The sequence below is a fragment of the Phreatobacter sp. AB_2022a genome, assembly GCF_026847585.1.
GTDB lineage: Bacteria > Pseudomonadota > Alphaproteobacteria > Rhizobiales > Phreatobacteraceae > Phreatobacter.
In genome coordinates, this window is the sequence record NZ_JAPSET010000012.1 from 75,078 (window position 1) to 95,767 (window position 20,690).

20 protein-coding genes and 1 tRNA gene are annotated in these 20,690 nt (G+C 69.2%); 9 read left to right on the forward strand and 12 right to left on the reverse strand.

Annotated elements, in window-relative coordinates; translation table 11 throughout:
• Positions 1–26: 26 nt before the first annotated feature.
• Positions 27–317 (forward strand): hypothetical protein, encoded by a 291-nt coding sequence (locus OZ671_RS10990; protein ID WP_268860789.1) that lies wholly within the window; start codon positions 27–29, stop codon positions 315–317.
• Between the two features lie 117 nt (positions 318–434).
• Positions 435–1,304 (forward strand): DMT family transporter, encoded by an 870-nt coding sequence (locus OZ671_RS10995; protein WP_268860790.1) that lies wholly within the window; start codon positions 435–437, stop codon positions 1,302–1,304.
• Between the two features lie 15 nt (positions 1,305–1,319).
• On the opposite strand, the gene OZ671_RS11000 is transcribed toward OZ671_RS10995, so the two are convergent.
• The 6 genes from OZ671_RS11000 to OZ671_RS11025 all read right to left on the reverse strand — a co-directional run bounded on the left by OZ671_RS11000 (position 1,320) and on the right by OZ671_RS11025 (position 8,452).
• Entirely contained in the window at positions 1,320–2,420 is a 1,101-nt protein-coding gene (locus tag OZ671_RS11000) for a helix-turn-helix transcriptional regulator (protein WP_268860791.1), read from the reverse strand.
• A 106-nt stretch (positions 2,421–2,526) separates the two neighbouring features.
• Positions 2,527–3,630, reverse strand: a complete 1,104-nt coding sequence (locus tag OZ671_RS11005) for a helix-turn-helix transcriptional regulator (RefSeq protein ID WP_268860792.1) — start codon at positions 3,628–3,630, stop codon at positions 2,527–2,529.
• Positions 3,631–3,867: 237 nt separating this feature from the next.
• A tRNA-Thr gene (locus OZ671_RS11010) sits at positions 3,868–3,943 on the reverse strand.
• 170 nt (positions 3,944–4,113) lie between these two features.
• The gene (locus OZ671_RS11015; protein ID WP_268860793.1) at positions 4,114–4,959 is read right to left on the reverse strand and encodes a Bax inhibitor-1/YccA family protein; all 846 of its coding nucleotides are present in this window, start codon (positions 4,957–4,959) and stop codon (positions 4,114–4,116) included.
• Positions 4,960–5,165: 206 nt separating this feature from the next.
• Positions 5,166–7,730: an ABC transporter permease gene (locus OZ671_RS11020; RefSeq protein WP_268860794.1), complete on the reverse strand. Its 2,565-nt coding sequence runs from the start codon at positions 7,728–7,730 to the stop codon at positions 5,166–5,168.
• Entirely contained in the window at positions 7,727–8,452 is a 726-nt protein-coding gene (locus tag OZ671_RS11025; protein ID WP_038303161.1) for an ABC transporter ATP-binding protein, read from the reverse strand. The genes OZ671_RS11020 and OZ671_RS11025 overlap by 4 nt, the downstream gene beginning before the upstream one ends.
• Before the next feature lie 110 nt (positions 8,453–8,562).
• Between OZ671_RS11025 and OZ671_RS11030 the strand changes: the two genes are divergently transcribed.
• The 4 genes from OZ671_RS11030 to leuB all read left to right on the forward strand — a co-directional run bounded on the left by OZ671_RS11030 (position 8,563) and on the right by leuB (position 13,046).
• A complete protein-coding gene (locus tag OZ671_RS11030; protein ID WP_268860795.1) occupies positions 8,563–9,222 on the forward strand; it encodes an arylesterase in 660 nt (219 codons plus the stop codon).
• Positions 9,223–9,336: 114 nt separating this feature from the next.
• A complete protein-coding gene (locus tag OZ671_RS11035; RefSeq protein WP_268860796.1) occupies positions 9,337–10,392 on the forward strand; it encodes an aldo/keto reductase in 1,056 nt (351 codons plus the stop codon).
• A 365-nt stretch (positions 10,393–10,757) separates the two neighbouring features.
• Positions 10,758–11,786, forward strand: coding sequence for a DUF4167 domain-containing protein (locus tag OZ671_RS11040; protein WP_268860797.1), 1,029 nt, complete (start codon positions 10,758–10,760; stop codon positions 11,784–11,786).
• A 147-nt stretch (positions 11,787–11,933) separates the two neighbouring features.
• On the forward strand, positions 11,934–13,046 hold the full coding sequence (gene leuB / locus OZ671_RS11045; RefSeq protein ID WP_038303152.1) for a 3-isopropylmalate dehydrogenase: 1,113 nt from the start codon (positions 11,934–11,936) through the stop codon (positions 13,044–13,046).
• Between the two features lie 56 nt (positions 13,047–13,102).
• Here the strand turns inward: leuB and OZ671_RS11050 are convergent, their stop codons facing one another.
• A complete protein-coding gene (locus OZ671_RS11050) occupies positions 13,103–13,354 on the reverse strand; it encodes a hypothetical protein (RefSeq protein WP_268860798.1) in 252 nt (83 codons plus the stop codon).
• A gap of 67 nt (positions 13,355–13,421) precedes the next feature.
• Positions 13,422–14,216, reverse strand: coding sequence for a hypothetical protein (locus tag OZ671_RS11055; protein ID WP_268860799.1), 795 nt, complete (start codon positions 14,214–14,216; stop codon positions 13,422–13,424).
• Between the two features lie 279 nt (positions 14,217–14,495).
• Here OZ671_RS11055 and OZ671_RS11060 point away from each other — a divergent pair, with 279 nt between their 5' ends.
• Positions 14,496–15,011 (forward strand): L,D-transpeptidase, encoded by a 516-nt coding sequence (locus OZ671_RS11060; protein WP_442957072.1) that lies wholly within the window; start codon positions 14,496–14,498, stop codon positions 15,009–15,011.
• A gap of 101 nt (positions 15,012–15,112) precedes the next feature.
• On the opposite strand, the gene OZ671_RS11065 is transcribed toward OZ671_RS11060, so the two are convergent.
• A complete protein-coding gene (locus OZ671_RS11065; protein ID WP_268860801.1) occupies positions 15,113–15,829 on the reverse strand; it encodes a GyrI-like domain-containing protein in 717 nt (238 codons plus the stop codon).
• Between the two features lie 169 nt (positions 15,830–15,998).
• Between OZ671_RS11065 and dapF the strand changes: the two genes are divergently transcribed.
• Both dapF and mtaB read left to right on the forward strand, forming a co-directional pair.
• The gene (gene dapF, locus OZ671_RS11070) at positions 15,999–16,865 is read left to right on the forward strand and encodes a diaminopimelate epimerase (protein ID WP_268860802.1); all 867 of its coding nucleotides are present in this window, start codon (positions 15,999–16,001) and stop codon (positions 16,863–16,865) included.
• A gap of 3 nt (positions 16,866–16,868) precedes the next feature.
• Positions 16,869–18,143 carry a tRNA (N(6)-L-threonylcarbamoyladenosine(37)-C(2))-methylthiotransferase MtaB gene (gene mtaB / locus OZ671_RS11075; RefSeq protein WP_268860803.1) on the forward strand — a complete coding sequence of 425 codons (1,275 nt, stop codon included), beginning with the start codon at positions 16,869–16,871 and terminating at the stop codon, positions 18,141–18,143.
• 57 nt (positions 18,144–18,200) lie between these two features.
• Here the strand turns inward: mtaB and OZ671_RS11080 are convergent, their stop codons facing one another.
• The 3 genes from OZ671_RS11080 to OZ671_RS11090 form a co-directional block, all read right to left on the reverse strand.
• The gene (locus tag OZ671_RS11080; protein WP_268860804.1) at positions 18,201–19,205 is read right to left on the reverse strand and encodes a tripartite tricarboxylate transporter substrate-binding protein; all 1,005 of its coding nucleotides are present in this window, start codon (positions 19,203–19,205) and stop codon (positions 18,201–18,203) included.
• A gap of 74 nt (positions 19,206–19,279) precedes the next feature.
• Positions 19,280–19,627 carry a cupin domain-containing protein gene (locus tag OZ671_RS11085; RefSeq protein WP_268860805.1) on the reverse strand — a complete coding sequence of 116 codons (348 nt, stop codon included), beginning with the start codon at positions 19,625–19,627 and terminating at the stop codon, positions 19,280–19,282.
• A 19-nt stretch (positions 19,628–19,646) separates the two neighbouring features.
• Positions 19,647–20,687, reverse strand: a complete 1,041-nt coding sequence (locus OZ671_RS11090) for a quinone oxidoreductase family protein (protein WP_268860806.1) — start codon at positions 20,685–20,687, stop codon at positions 19,647–19,649.
• Between the last annotated feature and the right edge of the window lie 3 nt (positions 20,688–20,690).

Below are 20,690 nucleotides of genomic sequence, written 5' to 3' on the forward strand. Positions count from 1 at the left end.
GTTGGCGCGTCGTGAAGGAGATGATGATGAGGCTCATCCTGGTCTTTCTGGTCGCTGCCGGCCTCGGCGCGGCCTTTGTGACCTTTTGCACCGTGCTCGTCACGCCGGCGGCGGAGACCGGCACGGTCGGCAAGACCGAGATCGTCGAGCGCCGCGGGCGGCTGCGGTTCCTCGACAGCCCGGAAGCGCTGTGCCGGCGCTCGGGCATGGTGGCCAGCACCGGCTGCGGCCGCGCCGCCATGGCCGCCCAGCCGCCGGGCCGGACCTATCTGACCTTGCCCTATATCGACTTTCTCTACCAGCAGACGCTCAACTGATCGTCGGGCCTTCAGGCGGCTAAGGACCGCTCATGCCGGCTGCGCGGCCGGCGCATGCATGTCTGAGGCGCGGGCGGATCGGTTGATCGCGCCCGCCCCGACCCTTAGGCGAGGATCATGCTCCCGCGCGACTTCGCCATCCTGGTCTTCGTCTGCCTGACCTGGGCGTCCAACTTCATCATTTCCAAGATCGCGCTGACCGAGCTGCATACCCCGCCGCTGTTCTTCTCGGCGGTGCGGTTCGCCCTGGTCCTGCTCGCGACCCTGCCGTGGCTTCTGCCCATGCCGCGACCGCGCTGGCGCATGCTGGCCGTCGGCCTCCTGATGGGGGCGGGCGGTTTCGGCCTCGTCAGCATCGGCCTTCTGACGGCGAGCCCGTCGAGCGCGGCGGTCGTCACCCAGCTCGGCGTGCCGATCACCGCCCTGCTGTCGGTCGTCATGCTCGGCGAGCGCATCAGCTGGCGCAGGGGCATCGGCATAGCGCTCGCCTTTTCGGGGGCCATGGCCGTGATGTGGAACCCGAGCGGCCTGTCGCTCTCCTACGGCCTCATCTTCGTTCTGCTGAGCGCCTTCGCCTCGGCGCTGGGCATCGTGCTGGTGAAGCAGCTCGGCAGCGTCCAGCCGTTCCAGTTCCAGGCCTGGGTCGGGCTCGCCTCGGCCGTGCCGCTCGGCATCGCCTCGGCCATGCTCGAAACGGGGCAGGTGAGGCTGGCGCTGGACGCGGGCTGGTGGTTCGTCGCCACCGTCGTCTATGCGGCGCTGGCGGTTTCGCTCGCCGGTCATTCGCTGTTCTTCCGGCTCGTCCAGAAATACGAGGCGAACCTGATCTCGACGCTGACGCTGATGTGCCCGCTCATGGCCATCGGGCTCGGCGTGGTGCTGCTCGGCGACCGGTTCGACGGGCGCATGGCGGCGGGCACGGCGGTGGTGCTGGTCGGTGTGCTGATGATCGTGATCACGCCCCGCCGCGGCAAAGGCCGGCCGTGAGGCCGGGCGCGATCGTCAGGCGGCCGGTCGCGGCAGCGCGCCGCGGACGGTCTTGAGCAGCGTCACCAGCTGGCTCTGCTGGTTGGTGCCGGTCTTGCGGAAGATCTTTTCGAGATAGGATCTGGCGGTCGTGAACTTGATGCCGTTGGCCGCGGCGGCGGCTTTCAGCGGCGTGCCGCTGGTGAGCGCTGCGGCGAGCCGCGCCTCGGCCGGCGTCAGGTCGAACAGGCCAGCGAGCACGGCGGGCGAAGGAATGCCCTGATCCGCGCCGACCACCGACACCGCGACCAGGACGTCGGCGCCGGAAAAGATGTCGTGGGCCGAACGCTTCAGCGGCAGGATGTGGACGACCAGGGCGGGCGCGTCGTCCGCGGCGGGGACCGGGATCGAGCGGACGATGTCGTCATCGGTCCGGTGCGACAGCCTGACCGCGTCCTGGAACAGCCTGTTGGCCGATGGGTGGGCAATGGCCATGCCGCCGAAGGCGACCGGCACCAGCCGGTCGGCAATGCGTTCGAGCTCGTCGTTGCCGGCCAGAACCCGGCCCGACCGCGCAAGCACGGCGGCAGGTATGCCGAGCGCCTGCAAGGTCGAGACGGTCGCCCGCGCCTGCTCCATGCGCAGCCGGGCGGAGACCAGGGACGCGCGGGCGAGATGCGGGCGGAGCGCGTCGAGGCGCGCGATCTCCGCGGCGAGGAACGGGCCGTTCTCCGTTCGGCGGTCGAGGGACACCATGGCCAGCTCGCCCGATGGCAGGGGGATGTAGGTCGCCGCCTCCTCCGCCAGGCCATGCGTCTGCTTGATATGGATGAAAGGGTCGGTGTCGAGGATGTCCTGCGGAAAGAAGGTCGACGTGACGATGAAGCCCGGGGGCGGATCGGGACGGAGGTAGTCGAGGCGGCGAAATGTACGGGGATCGGGATTGCGCGCGAGATCGCCGCCGATCCGGCGGATGATCTCGCTGTTCCTGAGGCCGAGCAGCCGCTGGCCGTTGACCAGCGCGATGCAGCCGCCCGCCGCGCCGCCGACATCGCCGAGCCTATCCAGGACGGGCAGCCACTGGTCGGGATTGAAGGCGGCTTCGTAGATCAGGTCGGCTACCGCGTTCTCAGCCATTCAGCCTCCCATCCGGCCGGCGCGGCCTGTCTGGTCACAGCACCGCCCGTCGTCCGTAATCCCGGTTCGACGACCCCGGCGGTCGATGCACTGGACGGGCCCCGCGTCAGCCCGGATTCGCGGGCGGCAGAGCGCCGTGGACGGTTTTCAGGAGCGCCACGAGCTGGCTCTGCTGGTTGGTGCCGGTCTTGCGGAAGATCTTCTCGAGATAGGCCCGGGCGGTCGTGAACCTGATGCCGCCGGCGGCGGCGGCGGCCTTCAGCGGCATGCCGCTGGTGAGCGCCGAGGCGAGCCGCGCCTCGGCCGGAGTCAGGTCGAACAGGCCGGTGAGGATGCCCGGTGACGGCACGCCCTGGTCCGCGCCGACCACGGTCGCCGCGACCAGGACGTCGGCGCCGGAAAAGATGTCGTGGGCCGAGCGTTTCAGCGGCAGGACATGGACGACGAGGGCGGGCGCGCCCTCCTGCGCCGGCACCGGGATCGAGCGGACGATGCCGTCATGGGTCCGGTCCGAGAGCTTGATCGCCTCCTGGAACAGTCTGTTGGCCGGCGCATGGGCAATGGCCATGCCGCCGAAGGCGACGGGCATCAGCCGGTCGGTGATGCGCTCGAGCTCCTCGTTGCCGGCGAGGACCCGGCCCGAGCGGGCAAGCACGGCGGCCGGTATGCCGAGTGCCTGCAGGGTCGAGACGGCCGCCCGCGCCCGCTCCATGCGCAGCCTGGCCGACACCAGGGAGGCGCGGGCGAGATGCGGGCGGAGCCCATCGAGGCGCGCGATCTCCTCGGCGAGGAACGGCCCGTTCTCGCTCCGGCGGTCGAGCGAGAAGACGGCGGTTTCGCCCGAGGGCAGGGCGATGATCGTCGCGGCCTCTTCGGCCAGGCCTCGCATGAGCTTGATGCGCACGACGGGATCGGCGTCTTGCAGCTCTCTCGGAAAGAAGGCCGATGCGACGATGAAGCCCGGCGGTGCATTGGCGTGGAAATATCCGAAACGGCGAAGCGAGGCCGGGTCGGGATTGCGGGTCATCTCCTCGCCGAGCGCGCGCGTCGCCTCGCTGTTTTTCGCGCCGAGCGGCTCGTAGCCGTTGATCAGCGCCATGCAGCCTCCGATCGTCCGGCTGATATGGCCGAGGCCGTCGAGCACGGGCACCCATTGATCGGGATTGAAGGCGGCTTCGTAGATCAGGTCCGCGACGTCCTCGTCCGCCATTTGTCCTCCGTCCGGGTGAACCGTTCGGTCGCCGTGCGGCCGGGGCGCTCATGGTCCCCGGCAAGCACGCTAGCAGAGCATGGAAAGGCGGGGCACTGGCATTTGCCGGTAGGGAAGGGACGTCGGCGGTCGCGGGAGGTGCCGCGGCGCGGCTGGGAGACCCGTGCGGCTGCCGCATCCAGGCCGGCCGGGGATCACGAGATCGGCCCGGGCAACTCGGTCGGACATTGCGGGAAATGGTGCCGCGGAAGGGATTCGAACCCCCGACCCACGCATTACGAATGCGTTGCTCTACCAGCTGAGCTACCGCGGCGACACGCGCCGCCTTGTACAGGCGGTCCCTTCGATTTGCAATATAGCGTGCGTGCCGGCGTCACGGAAATGGCGCTGCCCCGTGGGAGGGGAACGACCTGCACATGAAAAAGCCCCCGGCCTGGGAAGGCCGGGGGCTGATCGTCCACTGCGAGGGCGATCCTGGCGCGATTACTCGCGGTTGCCGAGGATCGACATCAGGAACTGGAACATGCCGACGAAGTCGATGTAGAGCTGGAGGGCGCCGAAGATGGCGGCCTTCTGCACCAGCGAGCCATCATTGGCATAGGCAAGGCTGTAGATGTACTCGTTCTTGATGTTCTGCGTGTCGTAGGCGGTCAGGCCCGCGAAGACGAGAACGCCGACCACCGAGATGATCCACTGCAGCATGGTCGAGGCCGTGCCGGTGAAGGCGGCGATGCCGATATTGACGAGCGAGGCGATGATCAGGCCGAACAGGCCCATCATCAGGAAGGTGCCCATGCCGGACAGGTCGCGCTTGGTGGTGTAGCCCCAGAGCGACAGCGCGCCGAACGAGGCGGCCGTGATGAAGAACACGCGGGCGACCGAGGTGTGCGCATAGACCAGCAGGATGGTCGTCAGCGACACGCCGACCAGGGCGGCATAGACCCAGAAGGTCATCTGCGCGGCCGAGGCGCTCATCCGGTCGGCGCGGAACGACAGCAGCATCACGACGCCGAGCGGCGCCAGGATGACGACGAACTTGAACCAGCTGGCGAACAGGAAGGCGCCGAACTGGGTCAGATACTGGCCCTGCGAAACGGCCAGCGCGCCGCCGCGGGCACCGCGTGCCGCGAGCGAGGCGTCGCCGGTCACCGACAGCATGTAGATGCCGAGCGCGGCGAAGCCGGTGATGGCCAGGCCGAGCATCATGTAGTTGTAGACGCCGATCATGTACGACCGCAGGCCCTGGTCGACCTGGGCCTGCTGGGCGGCCGTGGCCTGGCCATAACCATAGCCACCATAGGCCTGGGCGTTGGGATCGTAATTGGTCATCGATGAACCTCTGGGTTTTCCCTCAGGACGTGGACGGCGCAGGCATAGCTGCCTTGGACGCTAAAATATGGCGGACGGGCAGGGCGGCACAAGTGCTCACGATGACGCGGCCAGAAAAACCGCTCCCAGCGCGGCCCTTTGTCGCAATTTCCGAGCGTCTCGCGGCGCCCCGGACGAGCATTAATCATGACAGCTATATGTAACGCTCACATGTTGCGCAGGACGGGAGCAGGTTTTTCTCCAAGCGCGCGCCAGGTTCCGAAGAGGCCGAAGCCGACGGTCAAGATGACGGCAAGACCGACGATGCCGATCGCCGCCGTGGCCGAGAAGGTGAAAGGAATGGTCATGACTTCGGTGGTGATCAGATAGGCGGCGAGACTGCCGGCGACGATGCCGAACAGCGCGGTGACCAGACCGAGCACGGCGTATTCGATTGCATAGGTGCCGATCAGCATGGCGCGGCTGGCCCCCAGCGTCTTCAGGATCACCGCGTCATAGACACGCGCGCGATGGCCGGCGGCGAGCGCCCCGGCCAGCACCAGGATGGAGGCGATCAGGGTCACGACGCTCGCGCCGCGAATGGCGGTGCCGATCTGGGTCGCAAGCTCGCCCACCGCCTCCAGCGCATCCTTGACCCTGACGGTGGTCACCGCCGGAAAGGCGCCGGCCACCGCCTGCAGCAGCTGGATCTCCGCCGCGGTCGACTGCTGGCGGGGATAGGTGAGGGTGGCCAGATGGCTGTGGGGCGCCCCGCGGAACGTGTTGGGCGAGAACACGACGATGAAGTTGATGCCGAGATTGTCCCACTGGATGCGCCGGAAATTGGCGATCCGCGCGGTCATGTTGCGGCCGAGCACATTGACCACGACCTCGTCGCCGAGCTTGAGGCCGAAACCCGCGCCCATCCGCTCGTCGAAGGAGACCAGCGGCGGCCCGGCATAGTCCGCCGGCCACCATGCGCCTTCGACGACATGCGAATTCTTCGGTACATCCGTCGAATAGGTGATGCCGCGATCGCCCGACAGCGCCCAGCGGATCTCGTCGCGGGCCCGGATCTCCTCGACCGGCCGGCCGCCGAGCCGGACGAAGCGGCCGCGCAGCATGGGCACGCGGTCGAGGACGGCCCCCGGCGCATGCTCGGCAATGAAGGCGTCGAAGCGCGGCACCTCGGAATTGGCGATGTCGACGAAGAAGAAGGACGGCGCCCGCTCCGGCAGGGCCGTCTCGATCTGGCGGCGGAAGCTGGAATCGACGAGTGCGATGACCGCGAGCAGGGTCAGGCCGAGGCCGAGGGACAGCACCACCGCCGGCGTCAGGGCGCCGGGCCGGTGGAGATTGCCGAGGGCGAGGCGCAGGCCGGTATGGCGGGGCCGCGGCAGGCGGCGCGCCAGCGCCATCAGGCCATGGGCGACGAGCCGCAGGATGACGAAGGCGCCGGCGGCCCCGGCAATGAACATCAGCGCGAGGCGCGGGTTGAAGGCGACCGCGACCGCCAGCGCGACCAGGCCGCCGAGGGCGGCGACCGTCATGGCGACATAACGCTTGCGGGGCAGCCGGCCGTCGCTGTCGACCGTGTCGCGAAACAGCGCGGCCACCGGCACGTCGTGGGCGCGGCCCAGCGGCCAGAGGGTGAAGGCGAGGGCGACGAGGAGACCGTAGCCGGCTGCGACCAGGAGCTCGCCGGGATAGATGTCGGCGGCGATCGGGATCGGAATGAGCGTACCGGCCAGCGAGACGATGGCATAGGGCAGCGCCGCGCCGAGGACGAGGCCGATCAGCGTGCCGATCAGGGCGAGGCCGCCGATCTGGGTGAGCGTGATGGAAAAGACCAGGCCGCCGGTCGCGCCGAGCGCCTTGAGGGTGGCGAAATCATTGCGCTTGCGGTCGATGAGGCTCGCCACCGCATTGGCCACCCCGACGCCGCCGACGAGCAGTGCGGTCAGCCCGACCAGGGTGAGGAACTGCGAGAAGCGCTGGACCTGGTTGGCGAGCTGGGGCGAGGCGTTCATGCGCGTGCGCACTTCGAAGCCGGCTTCCGGAAAGCGCTCGCGCATGTCGGCGACGACCCGGCGGACATCCGAATCGCCGGCCAGCCGGCCATCGAGGCGGAGCTGATAGAGCCAGCGGATCAGCGAGCCCGGCTGGATCAGGCCGGTCTTGCGAAAGCCGTCGAGCGAGATCATCAGGCGCGGCCCGAAGCCGACGCCGCCGGCGAGCCGGTCGGGCTCCTGGCGGATCACGCCGCGAATGGTGACGGGCAGGTCGCCGAGGATGAACTGGTCCCCGGCCTTGAGGTTGAGGCGCGCGAGCAGGGCTGGCTCCACCAGCACGCCGGGCCGGCCGCCGGTCTCCGCCAGCAGGTCGGCCGTGCTGCCGGACGGCTCGCTCTCCAGGCTGCCGATCAGGGGGTAGAGCACGGGATCTACGGCCTTCAGCTCGACCAGCGCCGAGCCGCCGTCGGTGCGTGCCATGGCGCGCGTCGTCGCCATGGTGGCGAGCGTGCCGTTGCGGGCGATGGCCGCGACGATGGCCGGCGGCAGTTCCTGGTGCATGACTTGGAATGAGACGTCGGCGCCCAGAATGGCACGGCCCTCGCGATGCAGGCCTTCGACGAGGCCGCGCGAGAACGATCCGACGCCGGCAATCGCGGTCACGCCGAGCGCGATGCAGGCCAGGAAGATGCCGAAGCCCCTGACGCCGCCGCGCAGTTCGCGCAGGCCGAGGCGGATGGGCGTGGGCAGGCGCGAGGGACGGGCGACGAAGCTCGTCATCCCACCCGCTCCGCCGGCCTGACATCCTCGACGATGGTGCCGGAGCGTAGCCGCACCACGCGGTCGCAGCGCTCCGCCAGGCCGCGGTCATGGGTCACCAGCACCAGGGTGGTGCCGCGCTCGGCCTGCTTGGCGAACATCAGGTCGATGATGTGGCGGCCTATGCCCTCGTCGAGATTGCCGGTGGGCTCGTCGGCGAACAGGATCTCCGGCCTGACCGACAGGGCACGCGCCAGCGCCGTGCGCTGCTGCTCGCCGCCCGACATCTGCGCGGGATAGTGATTGAGGCGGGAGCCGAGGCCGACCGCCTCGAGCTCGGCTGCCGCCTTGTCGAAGGCTTCGCCGTCGCCCGCCAGCTCCAGCGGCACCGCCACGTTCTCCAGCGCCGTCATGGTCGGGATGAGGTGAAACGACTGGAAGACGATGCCGACATGGCGGCCGCGGAAACGGGCAAGGCCGTCCTCGTCGAAACGCGTAATGTCTTCGCCGGCGACCATGACCGCGCCCGAATCGGGCCGTTCCAATCCCGCCATGACCATCAGCAGCGTCGACTTGCCCGAGCCGGACGGGCCGACCAGCCCGACGCTCTCGCCTGCGGCGATCGACAGCGTCAGGTCTTTCAGGATGTGGACGCGCGAGGCCCCGCGGCCGAGCGAGAGATCGACATGCTGCAGGCTGATCGACCGGCGTGTGGTGAGCGATGAGGGTGTCAGGGCATCCATGGTCACGTCGTCTGTCACATCGTCTGGCACGTCAACGGGGCTCGGCGATTGCGGCGGTCAATGAAGACTCTTAGATGGCGGTCTCAGCCGGCTTTGAAAGAGGCAATAGCATGCGCGGCCTGTTCACTTCGTTGTTGGTTGCCGGACTGTCGCTGGCCGGCCTGTGGCAGACTGCCGCACAGACGGCGGGCGCGCCGGGGCGTGAGGTGCGCATCGTCGTGCTCGGCGACAGCCTCAGCGCGGGCTATCAGCTGCCGGCCGCCGACGCCTTCCCGGCCAGGCTGCAGGCGGCGTTGAAGGCGCGTGGACAGGCCGTCCAGGTGGACAATGCCGGCGTCTCCGGGGACACCTCGACGGGCGGCCTCGAGCGGCTCGACTGGTCGGTGGGCGAAGGCACCGACGCGGTGATCCTGGAGCTCGGCGGCAATGACGCGCTGCGCGGCATCGACCCGGCCATCACCCGGCGCAACCTGGAGGCGATCATCGAGCGGCTGAAGGCGCGGCGGATCCCGATCCTCCTCGCCGGCATGCTCGCCCCGCCCAATATGGGCGCGGCCTATGCCGAGGCGTTCAATCCGATCTTTCCCGAACTGGCGGCGAAATACGGGCTGATCCTCGATCCGTTCTTTCTCGAAGGGGTGATGACCGTGGCGGGCATGACCCTGCCCGACGGCATGCATCCGAACGCGCGCGGCGTCGGCGTCATGGTCGAGCGCATCCTGCCGAAGGTCGAGGACCTGATCGCCCAGGCGCGATCCAGCGGCGGCTAGGGCCCGGCAAAGGCTTGCCGCCTGCATTTTCCGCCCGCGGGTTGCGGCGATGCCACAGCGCCGGCGCGAAAATGCGGCTAACCACGCCCATCCTCATCGAAAGAACGGCCCTTCATGCAGACCCGCCCTCTCGGCCGCACCGGTCTCAAGGTTTCCGCCATCTGCCTCGGCACCATGACCTTCGGCCAGCAGAACAGCGAGGCGGAAGGCCACGCCCAGATGGACTACGCCGTGTCGCGCGGCGTCACTTTCTTCGATACGGCCGAAATGTATTCGGTGCCGCCAAAGCCGGAAACCTACGGCGCGACCGAACGAATCGTCGGGTCGTGGCTCAAGCGGCGCGGCCGACGTGACGATATCGTGATCGCGACCAAGATCGCCGGCGCCGGCCCGATGGACTGGCTGCGCGCCGACCGGCGGCCGACCCGGCTCGACCGCCGGCAAATGACCGAGGCGCTCGACAACAGCCTGAAGCGGCTCGGCACCGACTATATCGATCTCTACCAGCTGCATTGGCCGGACCGGCCGGCGCCGTTCGGCGCCAATCCGACCCGGTTCGAGGCGGATCTGTGGGCGCCGCGCCCCGACGAGACCCCGATCGCCGAACAGCTTTCCGTGCTGGCCGACTTCGTTGCCGCCGGCAAGGTCCGCCATATCGGCCTCTCCAACGAAAGCGCCTGGGGCATCATGTCGTTCCTCGCCGCGAGCGACCGGCACGGCCATCCGCGGGTGCAGTCGGTGCAGAACGCCTATCATCTGCTGAACCGCACCTTCGAGACGGCCCTGGCCGAGGTCGCGCTGCGCGAGCAGGTGGGCCTGCTCGCCTATTCGCCGCTGGCGCAGGGCTTCCTGACCGGCAAATATCTCGATGGCGCGCGGCCGCCGGGCGCGCGCGTCACGCTGTTCGACCGCCAGCAGCGCTACCAGAAGCCGGGCGCGGAGGCGGCGATCAGGGATTATCTCGGCATCGCCCGCGAGGCCGGCATGGATGGCGCGACGCTGGCCATCGCCTTTGTCGCCAGCCGCAGCTTCGTCACCTCGACGATCATCGGGGCGACCTCGCTCGAGCAGCTGAAGATCGCGATCGATGCGGGGACACGGATTTTGCCCGCCGATGTGCTTGCGAAGGTCGATGCGGTGCACCAGTTAAGGGGTAACCCCTCGCCTTGATGACGACATTGCAGCAGAAACCGCTTGGAATCGGCGGAAGGACCGGCTAGCTTGAGGCCATGGGAATCGGTGCGGTCCGGGTAAAATCCGCGCATCGGCCAGAGATATCAAACAGATCTGGTGGGGTCGAAACTTCGGACACGCGACGCGAGGGGCGTCACGAGCCGAACCCGAGAAGGGACTTCGCAAGACGACAGCGAAGCAGGCCGGGCCAAGTGTCCGCGCCGGTCACCTGCAGGATCGAAGAACGCCGCGCGTGCGGCAGGACCGGGCCTTGACGGCCTGTGGTCTCTGTCGGCAGCGGCTCCGGAATCAGGCCGCACCGCGTGTATGGGGCGGCCAGTCCAGGTCGAAGAAGGACCGACATGAGAAACGGCAACAACAAGCGCATGCGCGGCCGCAACAATCGCGGCGGCAAGGGCCCGAATCCGCTCTCGCGCGGATATGAGTCGAACGGGCCGGACGTGAAAATCCGCGGCACTGCGCAGCATATCGCCGAAAAATACCTGCAGCTCGCGCGCGACGCCCATTCCTCGGGCGATCCGGTCGCGGCGGAGAATTACCTGCAGCACGCCGAGCACTATTTCCGCATCATCGCGGCCGCCCAGGAGGCGCTGCGCCAGCAGAACTCCTTCGGCCGGCAGGATGGCCAGCCGGCGAGCGAGGACGAGGGCGACGAGGGGGAGGACGACGACGAGTTCGCCAGCCCCTTCGACAAGCGCTTCGAATCGCCGCTGCAGACCCGCCAGGAGCAGCACGGCCAGCCGCAAGGCCAGCAGGGCGGCGGTCAGAACCGCGACTATCAAGGTCAGAACCGCGATTTCCAGGGCCAGAACCGGGAATTCCGCGAGCAGGGCCGCGACTACCAGGGCGAGCGCCGGGATTTCCAGGGCCAGGGCCGTGGCGACCGGTTCCCGGATCGCCAGCGTTTCCAGGACCGCCAGCGCTTCCAGGGTGACCCGGCCAATGCCGAGCAGCCCGACATTGCCGGTGGCCAGGGCGATGGTGAGGGCGGCGTCGCGCGCGAGGGCGGCCGCCCCGAGGGGCGGCCCTACGAGAGCCGCCGCGAGCGCTTCGAGCGCCGCCGCGCCGAGCGTTTCGCCGAGCGCAGCCGCCGTGACGGTGCGCCGGAAGGCGAAGGCCAGGCGCCGGTTCAGGCCCAGGACGGCCCGCCGGCTCCGGCCGCAGCGCCGGCTCCGGCGCCGCGCGAGGAGGATGTGAATATCGGCCTGCCGGCCTTCATCACTGGCGGCGGCACCGCCCCGGTGGCGGCCCAGGCGGTGGCGGAAGAGCCGGCTCTGGCGCCGAAGCCGCGGCGGCGGCGCACCCCGCGGATCAGCGCGAGCGAAGAAACCGCGGCGGAGACCAGCACCGAGAAGTCGACCGCCGAATAATCGGGGGCTGCGGCTCAAGATCTCAAAGGCGCATCCGGCGTGGCCGGGTGCGCCTTTTTCGTTCGGGCGGCCCGGCATTTTGGCATCTTGCGCCGGAGCCGTGAGGCACGCTAAAGCCGCCGGGCCTGCCAACAATGGAAGACAGTCATGGCCACGCAAAAGCTTCTCGTCCTGCCCGGCGACGGCATCGGTCCCGAGGTGATGGGCGAAGTCGAGAAGATCGTCGGCTGGTTCACCCGCCGGGGTGTCGCCGCGTTCGAGATCGAGCGCGGCCTGGTCGGCGGCTCGGCCTATGACGCCCATGGCGAGTCCATTTCCAATGCCGACATGGCCCTGGCCCAGGCGGCCGACGCGGTGCTGTTCGGTGCGGTCGGCGGACCGAAATGGGCCGATGTGCCCTATTCCAAGCGCCCGGAAGCGGGCCTGCTCAGGCTGCGCCGCGATCTCGGCCTGTTCGCCAATCTCCGGCCGGCGATCTGCTTCCCGGCGCTCGCAGCGGCCTCGTCGCTGAAGCCGGAAGTGGTCGAAGGCCTCGACATCCTCATCGTGCGCGAGCTGACCGGCGGCGTCTATTTCGGCGAGCCCAAGGAGATCGTGACGCTGGAGGACGGCTCGCAGCGCGCCGTCGACACCCAGCTCTACACGACCGGCGAGATCGAGCGGATCACCCGCGTCGCCTTCGAACTTGCCAAGACCCGGCGCAACAAGGTGTCGTCGGCCGAGAAGCACAATGTCATGAAGTCGGGCGTCCTGTGGAAGCAGGTCGTGACGCGCGTACACAAGGCCGAGTTCGCCGATGTCGAGCTCGAACATGTCCTCGCCGACAATTGCGCCATGCAGCTGGTGCGCCGGCCCAAGCAGTACGACGTGCTGGTCACCGACAACCTGTTCGGCGACATCCTCTCCGACATCGCCGCCATGCTCACCGGCTCGCTCGGCATGCTGCCGTCGGCCTCGCTCGGCGCCGAGGATCCGGCGACCGGCAAGCGCAAGGCGCTCTACGAGCCCGTGCACGGTTCGGCCCCCGACATTGCCGGCAAGGGCATCGCCAACCCGATCGCGACCGTCTCGTCCTTCTCGATGGCGCTGCGCTATTCGTTCAAGGCGATCGCGGCCGCCGACCTGCTCGACAAGGCGATCACCAACGTGCTGGCCGCCGGCCTGCGCACGGCCGACATCCAGTCGGACAACACCCACGTGGTCGGCACGGCCGCGATGGGCGACGCGATCCTGGCCGAACTCGAGCGCCTGTCGGCCTGAGAGGCCGGAGGAGCGCCGCTGCGATCCTGCGTGGGAGGGGCGGGCCGTCCGGCCCGTCAGATCCTGAGATCGATATTGCCGCCGGGCTTTTCCATGCTCTTCGGCTGTTTCGGCGTGCCGATCGTGGCGACGAAACCCTCGACCCGGGAGAGATGCTGGCGGGCTGCCGGCGACAGGGTCACGCGGACGTCGGTGCTGGCGAGCCGCTGCGGCGCGGCATTGCGCGCGCCGCCCGCGGCGCCTCCCGCGGACGGGCCGACCGGCGCCGCGGCGCCGGCACCCGGCGCACCCACCTGCCCGATAGCCATGGTCGTCTCCGATCCTGTTGCGGAGCAACATTGGCCCATCATGGTTAACCGTCGGTAAATGGGCCCCTTACAGCCGGCGCAGGCGCAGCCGCCCGGACAGGCTGTCGATGGTCCGGCCCGCGCCCGCGCTGGCGCCCGGCTGAGCGGGATTGCAGGGCCGCCGCTGCAGCTCCGCCTGGGCGAAGAGCCGCGTCAAAGACGCGTCGCCGGCACCGATGGTCACCAGGCGGTCGATGAAGCAGCTCGCCTCGGTGCGGCTGACGATTTCCGGTCCGGCGTTGCAGATCCAGCCGGCGACACGCAGCTCGGCCTCGGCCGAGCGCAGGGCGAAACCGAGGCAGGCCTTGGGCCCGTCCGGCCCGTCCATGGCGATGTCGGCGGTCGATAGCGGCCCGAACTTGCTGTCGAGCGCGAGATGGTTCGGCAGCAGCCGGGCCGGCAGGCCGAGATCGGCAAGAAGGGCGGCAAGGTCGGCGGCGGCGCTGGCCGTGCCGGTGGCGCCGCGATCGACCGCGAGCGCCGCATGGCGCCGGCTGCCGGTGGCATCGCCGAACAGGAAGAGATCACGGGTCAGGCCATCGGCACGACGCAGCACCCGGCTCGTCTGGCCGAGCGGCCGCCAGCGCGGCGCGTCGAGGTCGAAGCCGCCGTGACGCGGGCCGGCGATCTGCCAGGCCGGTACGGCCGGCGCGGCGCCGGCTGGCGGCTGGACCCCGCGCTCCGGCGATGCCGTCGACAGGGCGAGCGCGGGAACCGCCAAAGCGAGGCCGAACAGGGCGGCGAGCACGGCGAGGTTGCGCCGGGCCTTCGGCCACGGCGGCTGCGGCGTCGTCGCGCAACGTTCGGTACCGGTTTCGGCCACGGCAACTCCTGCTGGTGCACGAAGCATGAAGGCCGCCGATGAGGGAGGGGTTTCGCATCGTGGTTAAGGAAGCGTTCGCCGTCATCATGGTGAACGGAGTGTCATCAAGCTGACGCAACGTTGCACGGCGGCAACACGCTGTCGGAACCTTGGCGCGGCCAAGCAACCACTCGTTGACTCTTGTCGCCAAAAAACTTCACTCAACAACTGAATAGAAAGCGCAGCCCTGTTTCCTGGCGCTCGACCGCTGGGACGGAAGTAGCGGCGTGGGAGAGTGTTATGGGGACGAGTGCGAGGCGGCTGTTCGCCGCCGCATGTTGTGTTGCGCCAATATTCGGCGCGATGGGGCAAGTAGAAGCGCGCGAGATCGTGCCATTTCATATGCAGGCCGAGCCGGGCACGATCGTCATCCGCAATTCGGAGCGCCGGCTCTACCTGGTGCAGGGCGACGGCACGGCGATCCGCTACACGGTGGCGGTCGGCGCCAGCAGCCGGCAATGGGAAGGCGAAACGGTCATCAACGGCCGGCATGTCCGGCCCGCCTGGGCGCCTCCAGCGGTGGTGAAGCGGGATGTTCCCAACCTGCCGGACATGATCCCGGGCGGCGCGCCGAACAATCCGATGGGCGAGGCCGCGATGACGCTGGCCGGCGGCGAATATGCCATTCACGGCACCAATCTGCCGCGTTCGGTGGGGCGCGCCGTGTCCTATGGCTGCTTCCGCATGTTCAACGAGGACATCGTCGACCTGATGAACCGGGTGACCGTCGGCACGCGCGTGGTCGTGACGCGCTGATCCATCGCCGGCGCCCGCGAGGGGCCGGCGAAGCTCGGATGCCGGTCTCTGGCCCGCGCGCGCTCCGGCCGAGCGCTCCGGCCGGAGGGAGCAGCGCGACGTCAGCGTTTCGGGAAGACGTAGATATAGGTCGCCAGGTCCACCTCGGAGGTGGACTTGGGATCGCGGACATATTCCTCGACGAAGGAATCCTCGGCCTGAATCGAGCGCTCGTCGAGGAAATTGGTGATCTCGTCGTAGGTCTGTTCCATCGTGTCGTAGCCGCCGAAATGGACGAAGCGGTAGGCCTGCCCGCCGGGGGTCATGCCGGGCAGGGCAGGCAGCAGCTTGTCGGGCTGGTCGAGCGGGCTGGAGACCGGCAAGATCGCCTCGAAATCGGCCTGCTCGTCCGTCGACGACAGGAAGCGGATCATCGGCGGACCGGAACGGGTGAGGTTCTGCGCCGCTGCAATACCGGCCAGCTCGTCGAGGCTGCGGCGGAAGGTGCCGTAGAGATCATCCCATGTCGCCTTGCCCGGCAGGACCAGGGCCGGCCGTGCGGTGAGCGTCACCTCGTCGCCGAAGCCGGCGGCGTCGACACCGTCACCTGTCTGCGCGGTGGCGGCGTTGGGGGCTGGCGTCGCCGGCTGCGGCTGGGCCTGCGGGGCCGCCGGATCGGCCGGTGCCGGCGCGGCGGGAGCGGCCTGGGTCTGAGACGGCGCCGGTTCGGCGGGCTGCGTGGTCTGCGGGGCGGGGGCCGGTGCCTGCGCCGCAGCCTGGCCGAGCGGGGCAAAGGCCATCAGGCCGGCAACGGAAGCGAACAGAAGAACTGGCTTCATGGCAGTTGCCTCTCACACGCGTTCGGCGCGAACCCCGTATGCGGCATGCGCGACCGTTTTGGACAGATCGACGATAACCTATATAGAAGAGGCAAACCCCCGGCCGTGACTTTTTAGCGGCACGCCATTTTTGTTTGTGGCCTCAAGCTTTCTGGATAGAGCTCGTCCCATGAGCCCGCTCGGCAACCATCCGTTCTGGAAGATGAACGGTGCTGGAAATGAGATCGTGGTCGTCGACCTCAGGCGTTCGAGCCATGTCGTGACCGCCGCGGAGGCGCGCGCCATCGCCGCCGCCGAAGGCTCGCGTTTCGACCAGCTGATGGCGATGCATGCGCCGGTGACGGCTGGCACCGACGCCCTCATCCGGATCTACAATACCGACGGATCGGAAGCCGGCGCCTGCGGCAACGGCACGCGCTGCGTCGCCTGGGTGCTGACCGAGGGGACCGACCGCGACCGGCTGGTGGTCGAGACCAGGGCGGGTCTGCTCGCCTGCCGCCGGCTGGGCCCGGCCGTCTTCTCGGTCGACATGGGCGAACCCAGGTTCGACTGGCGCGACATTCCGCTTGCCGAGGAGTTCCGCGACACCCGCGCCATCGAGCTGCAGATCGGGCCGATCGACGCGCCCATCCTGCATTCCCCCTCGGTGGTCTCGATGGGCAATCCCCATGCGGTGTTCTGGGTCGAGGATCCCTATGCCTACGACCTCGCCAGGATCGGCCCGCTGCTCGAACACCATCCGATCTTTCCCGACCGCGCCAATATCTCGCTCGCGGCGGTGAAGGCACCCGATCATATCGTGCTCTGGGTCTGGGAGCGCGGCGCCGGCATCACCCGCGCCTGCGGTACCGCGGCCTGCGCGGCGCTCGTCTCGGCGGCGCGGACCCGGCGCACCGGCCGGTCGGCACGCGTGTCGCTGCCCGGCGGCGAGCTCACGATCGACTGGCGCGACGACAATCACGTGATCATGAGCGGCCCGACCGAGCTCGAACATCGCGGCCATTTCGACCCCGCCCTGTTCCAGGCGGCGGCCTGAGCCATGGCCGTCGAAGTCGTCACGTTCGGCTGCCGCCTGAACACCTCCGAGTCCGAGGTGATGCAGAAGCTCGCGGCCGAGGCGGGCCTTCAGGATGCGATCGTCATCAACACCTGCGCGGTGACGGCGGAAGCCACGCGCCAGGCGCGCCAGACGATCCGGCGGATGAAGCGCGAGAACCCGACGGCACGCATCGTCGTCACCGGCTGCGCGGCGCAGACCGAGCCGGAGATGTTCGCCGCCATGGGCGAGGTCGACCGCGTCATCGGCAATGACGAGAAGATGCAGGCATCGGCCTGGGGCGAGACCCGGCAGGCGCTGGCGCGCGGGCCCGATTTCGGCCTCGCGGCGAGCGAGAAGGTCGCGGTCAACGACATCATGGCCGTGCGCGAGCAGGCCCTGCATCTCGTCGACGGGCTGACGGGCCGCTCGCGCGCCTTCGTGCAGGTGCAGAACGGCTGCGACCACCGCTGCACCTTCTGCATCATCCCCTTCGGCCGCGGCAATTCACGCTCGGTGCCGATGGGCGAGGTCGTCGCCCAGGTGCGCCGGCTCGCCGAGAACGGCTATCGCGAGGTGGTGCTGACCGGCGTCGACATCACCAGCTACGGCCAGGGCCTGCCGGGCGAGCCGAAGCTCGGCGCGCTGGTCAAGGCGATCCTCCGGCACGTGCCGGAGCTGGAGCGGCTGAGGATCTCCTCGATCGATTCGGTGGAGGCCGACACCGACCTCTACGACGTGATCGCCGGCGAAGCCCGGTTCATGCCGCACCTGCACCTCTCCCTGCAGGCGGGCGACGACATGGTGCTGAAGCGCATGAAGCGCCGGCATCTGCGTGCCGACGCCATCGCCTTCTGCGACCAGGTGCGCCGCCTGCGCCCGGACATGGTGTTCGGCGCCGACATCATTGCCGGCTTTCCGACCGAGACCGAAGCCATGTTCGCCCGCTCGCTCGACATCGTCGGGGAATGCGGGTTGACCCATCTGCACGTCTTCCCGTTCTCGGCCCGGCCGGGCACGCCGGCGGCACGCATGCCGCAGGTGCCACGCGAGGTGGTGAAGGAACGCGCCCGCCGTCTGCGTGGCCGCGGGGAAGCGGCGCTTGCCGCCCATCTCGAGGCCATGGTCGGCCGGCAGGTGCAGGTGCTGACCGAAACGCGCGATCTCGGCCGCACCGAGCACTTCACCCCGGTGCGGTTCCGCAGCCCGGTCGAGCCCGGGCAGATCCTCGGCCTGACGGTTGCCGGCCACGACGGCCGCGAAGCGCTCGCCGCCTGAGCCGGCCGCGGCCGTCTGTCCTGCATGAAGGGCCGATCATCCTCAAATGATCGCGCTTTAACCCCCGGCCGCCTGGCGCACCAGCGGACCGTAGCGTTCGGCGTCGGCAGCGATTTCGGCCGTGAAGGCGGCGGGCGTCGTGGTGACGAGGTCGACGCCCTGCTCGGCGAAGCGCGTCCTGATATCGGCGTCGCCGAGGCTGGCGGCGATGTCGGCGGCGATCTGCCGGGTCAGCGCGGCGGGGAGGCCGGCGGGCGCCATGACGCCGAACCAGGCATCGTAATCGAAGTCGGCAAGGCCGGCCTCGCGGAAGGTCGGCACGTCGGGCAATTGCCGCATGCGGCTCGCCCCGGTGACGGCGAGGGCCCGCAAGCGTCCGGCCTGGATCAGGTCGCCGCCGACATTGAAGAAGGTGAAGCAGAAGACGCTGTCGCCGCGCAGCACGCTGGTCTGGCTTTCCGGCATGCCCCGATAGGGCACCAGCTGCATGCGGGTGCCGGTGACGTGGCGGAACAGCTCGGCCGCGATGCCGGTCGAGCTGCCGAGGCCGGCGGAACCGTAATTGAGCTGGCCTGGCTTCGCCTTGGCCGCGGCGATCAGGTCGTTCAGCGTCTTGATGTCGCCCTCCGCGGGCGCCACCATGATCGAGGGCATGGAGGCGACCTTGGCGATGGCGGTGAAATCCTTCACCGGGTCGAAGGTGACCTCGCGATTGACGCTGCGAATGACGGTGTGGCCGTTCGAGGTCAGCATCAGGGTCAGGCCGTCGGGTGCCGAGCGGGCGACGCCGCCAGTGCCGGCAATGCCCGGCCGGTTCTCGACGATGACCTGCTGGCGCCATCTCTCCCGCAGCTTCTCGGCGAGCGAGCGGGCGAGAATATCGGTCATGCTGCCGGCGCTGAACGGCACGATCAGCCGAACCATCTGGCTGGGGAAGCCGGTGGCGCCGGCGCCCTGCGCCACGGCCGCGCGGCGGGCGGCGAGAAAGGCCGCCACGGCGGCAAGGCCGAGCGCCGCGCGGCGGTCGAGGCGGGCTTTCGAGAGATCATCAAGGCACGGCATGGCGATTCCTCCGGATCACTGCTTGCCGCGCTCTTGCCGGCGCGTTCGGTTTCAACCGGTCATGACGGCGGCCGTCACGACGATGCTTTGGGCAGGGGCATGGCGATGAGCACCACGACGGTGCGGTTGGTCTGGTTCCTCAGCGCCCGCTTCTCGTTCGGCGCGATGCGGCAGCTGTCCCAGACGCCGAGCAGGGCCGAACCGGTCTCGGTCTCGACGGTCAACTCGCCTTCGAGCACGACATAGAACTTCTCGTCCGGCGAACCGGAGAGGTCGACGCGTCCGCCCGGCAGGATCTGCGAAACGCCGAGCCAGGTGGTGTCGGCGGGGCCGGCCTCGCGGCCCTGCATGCGCAGCATGCGCATGTCGTGATGGCCGGGCGCCTCGTAGGGCTTCAGATCGGCGAAGCGGTTGACGTGCATGGGCTCGTCCCTTCTCGGCTCATCCGTTGGGCAGGAAGACGACCCGGTCGCGGGCCGCGCTGAGCACTGCGACATAGGCCTCGCGCGCGCGGTCGAGCGGATAGATCGCCCGCGCCTCGATCGGGAAGGGCTTCAGCGCGCCGCTCGCGAAGCCGGGCACGAGATCGCGCAGGACCTCGGCGGTGGCGGTCGACGACAGCGCCAGCGTGTCGATGCCGACATAGGTGTGGCGGCCGCGGTAGAAGGAGAAGATGTCGAAGGGCACCGTCTGCTTGAGCGCTGCGATGAAGATCTGCCGGCCGGTGACGCGCAGCGAGCCGGTGCCGGCCGCAAAATAGGGCTCGCCCACCGTGTTGAACACGATGTCGGCGCCCTGGCCGCCGGTCAGCTCGCGCACCCGCGCCACCACGTCCTCGCGCGAGGAATCGATGACGGTCACCGCGGCGCTGGCATGGCCGGCATAGTCCTCGGCGCGGCGCACCACGCCGATGACGCGCGCGCCCTGCCAGGTGGCGATCTGCGTCGCCGCCTGGCCGACCTTGCCGTTGAGGCCGAGGATGAGCACGGTCTCGCCGGCCTTGGGCATGCCGGCGCGGCGGAAGCCCTCCTGGGCCGTGACGAAAGGCACGCCGATGCCGGCTGCCTCGGCAAGGCCGATGCCGGCGGGCTTCTCGACGAGGGCCGCCGCCTCGACCACCAGATGCGAGGCGTGGGTGCCGTCGCGCCGGATGCCGAGATCGCCGGAGGAGCCGAAGACCTCCTTGCCGACCAGCTCGGCCGGACCGTCGATCACGATGCCTGCGAAGTCGCGGCCCGGCGTGCGCGGAAACTTGGCATAGGGCATCAGGCCGATCGCCGCCTTGGCGTCGGACGGATTGACGGCGGCCGCGCGGATCTCGACCAGCGCGTCGGCCGGGCCGGCGCAGCCGAGCGGCAGGGTCTCGATGCTCGGCGCCACGGCCTCCACGGTTTCGGCCTTGGCGGTCAATCGCAGGCAGCGCGCGGCGATCGTCGCTGACGCCGCGCTGTCGATCCTGCCGCTGTCGGTCTTGGCGTGCATGAG

Bases quoted from the DNA above. Each gene is read 5' to 3' on its own strand.
- OZ671_RS10990 (WP_268860789.1), top strand. From the start codon at position 27: ATGAGGCTCATCCTGGTCTTTCTGGTCGCTGCCGGCCTCGGCGCGGCC.
- OZ671_RS10995 (WP_268860790.1), top strand. From the start codon at position 435: ATGCTCCCGCGCGACTTCGCCATCCTGGTCTTCGTCTGCCTGACCTGG.
- OZ671_RS11000 (WP_268860791.1), bottom strand. From the start codon at position 2,420: ATGGCTGAGAACGCGGTAGCCGACCTGATCTACGAAGCCGCCTTCAAT.
- OZ671_RS11005 (WP_268860792.1), bottom strand. From the start codon at position 3,630: ATGGCGGACGAGGACGTCGCGGACCTGATCTACGAAGCCGCCTTCAAT.
- OZ671_RS11015 (WP_268860793.1), bottom strand. From the start codon at position 4,959: ATGACCAATTACGATCCCAACGCCCAGGCCTATGGTGGCTATGGTTAT.
- OZ671_RS11020 (WP_268860794.1), bottom strand. From the start codon at position 7,730: ATGACGAGCTTCGTCGCCCGTCCCTCGCGCCTGCCCACGCCCATCCGC.
- OZ671_RS11025 (WP_038303161.1), bottom strand. From the start codon at position 8,452: ATGGATGCCCTGACACCCTCATCGCTCACCACACGCCGGTCGATCAGC.
- OZ671_RS11030 (WP_268860795.1), top strand. From the start codon at position 8,563: ATGCGCGGCCTGTTCACTTCGTTGTTGGTTGCCGGACTGTCGCTGGCC.
- OZ671_RS11035 (WP_268860796.1), top strand. From the start codon at position 9,337: ATGCAGACCCGCCCTCTCGGCCGCACCGGTCTCAAGGTTTCCGCCATC.
- OZ671_RS11040 (WP_268860797.1), top strand. From the start codon at position 10,758: ATGAGAAACGGCAACAACAAGCGCATGCGCGGCCGCAACAATCGCGGC.
- leuB (WP_038303152.1), top strand. From the start codon at position 11,934: ATGGCCACGCAAAAGCTTCTCGTCCTGCCCGGCGACGGCATCGGTCCC.
- OZ671_RS11050 (WP_268860798.1), bottom strand. From the start codon at position 13,354: ATGGCTATCGGGCAGGTGGGTGCGCCGGGTGCCGGCGCCGCGGCGCCG.
- OZ671_RS11060 (WP_442957072.1), top strand. From the start codon at position 14,496: ATGGGGACGAGTGCGAGGCGGCTGTTCGCCGCCGCATGTTGTGTTGCG.
- OZ671_RS11065 (WP_268860801.1), bottom strand. From the start codon at position 15,829: ATGAAGCCAGTTCTTCTGTTCGCTTCCGTTGCCGGCCTGATGGCCTTT.
- dapF (WP_268860802.1), top strand. From the start codon at position 15,999: ATGAGCCCGCTCGGCAACCATCCGTTCTGGAAGATGAACGGTGCTGGA.
- mtaB (WP_268860803.1), top strand. From the start codon at position 16,869: ATGGCCGTCGAAGTCGTCACGTTCGGCTGCCGCCTGAACACCTCCGAG.
- OZ671_RS11080 (WP_268860804.1), bottom strand. From the start codon at position 19,205: ATGCCGTGCCTTGATGATCTCTCGAAAGCCCGCCTCGACCGCCGCGCG.
- OZ671_RS11085 (WP_268860805.1), bottom strand. From the start codon at position 19,627: ATGCACGTCAACCGCTTCGCCGATCTGAAGCCCTACGAGGCGCCCGGC.
- OZ671_RS11090 (WP_268860806.1), bottom strand. From the start codon at position 20,687: ATGCACGCCAAGACCGACAGCGGCAGGATCGACAGCGCGGCGTCAGCG.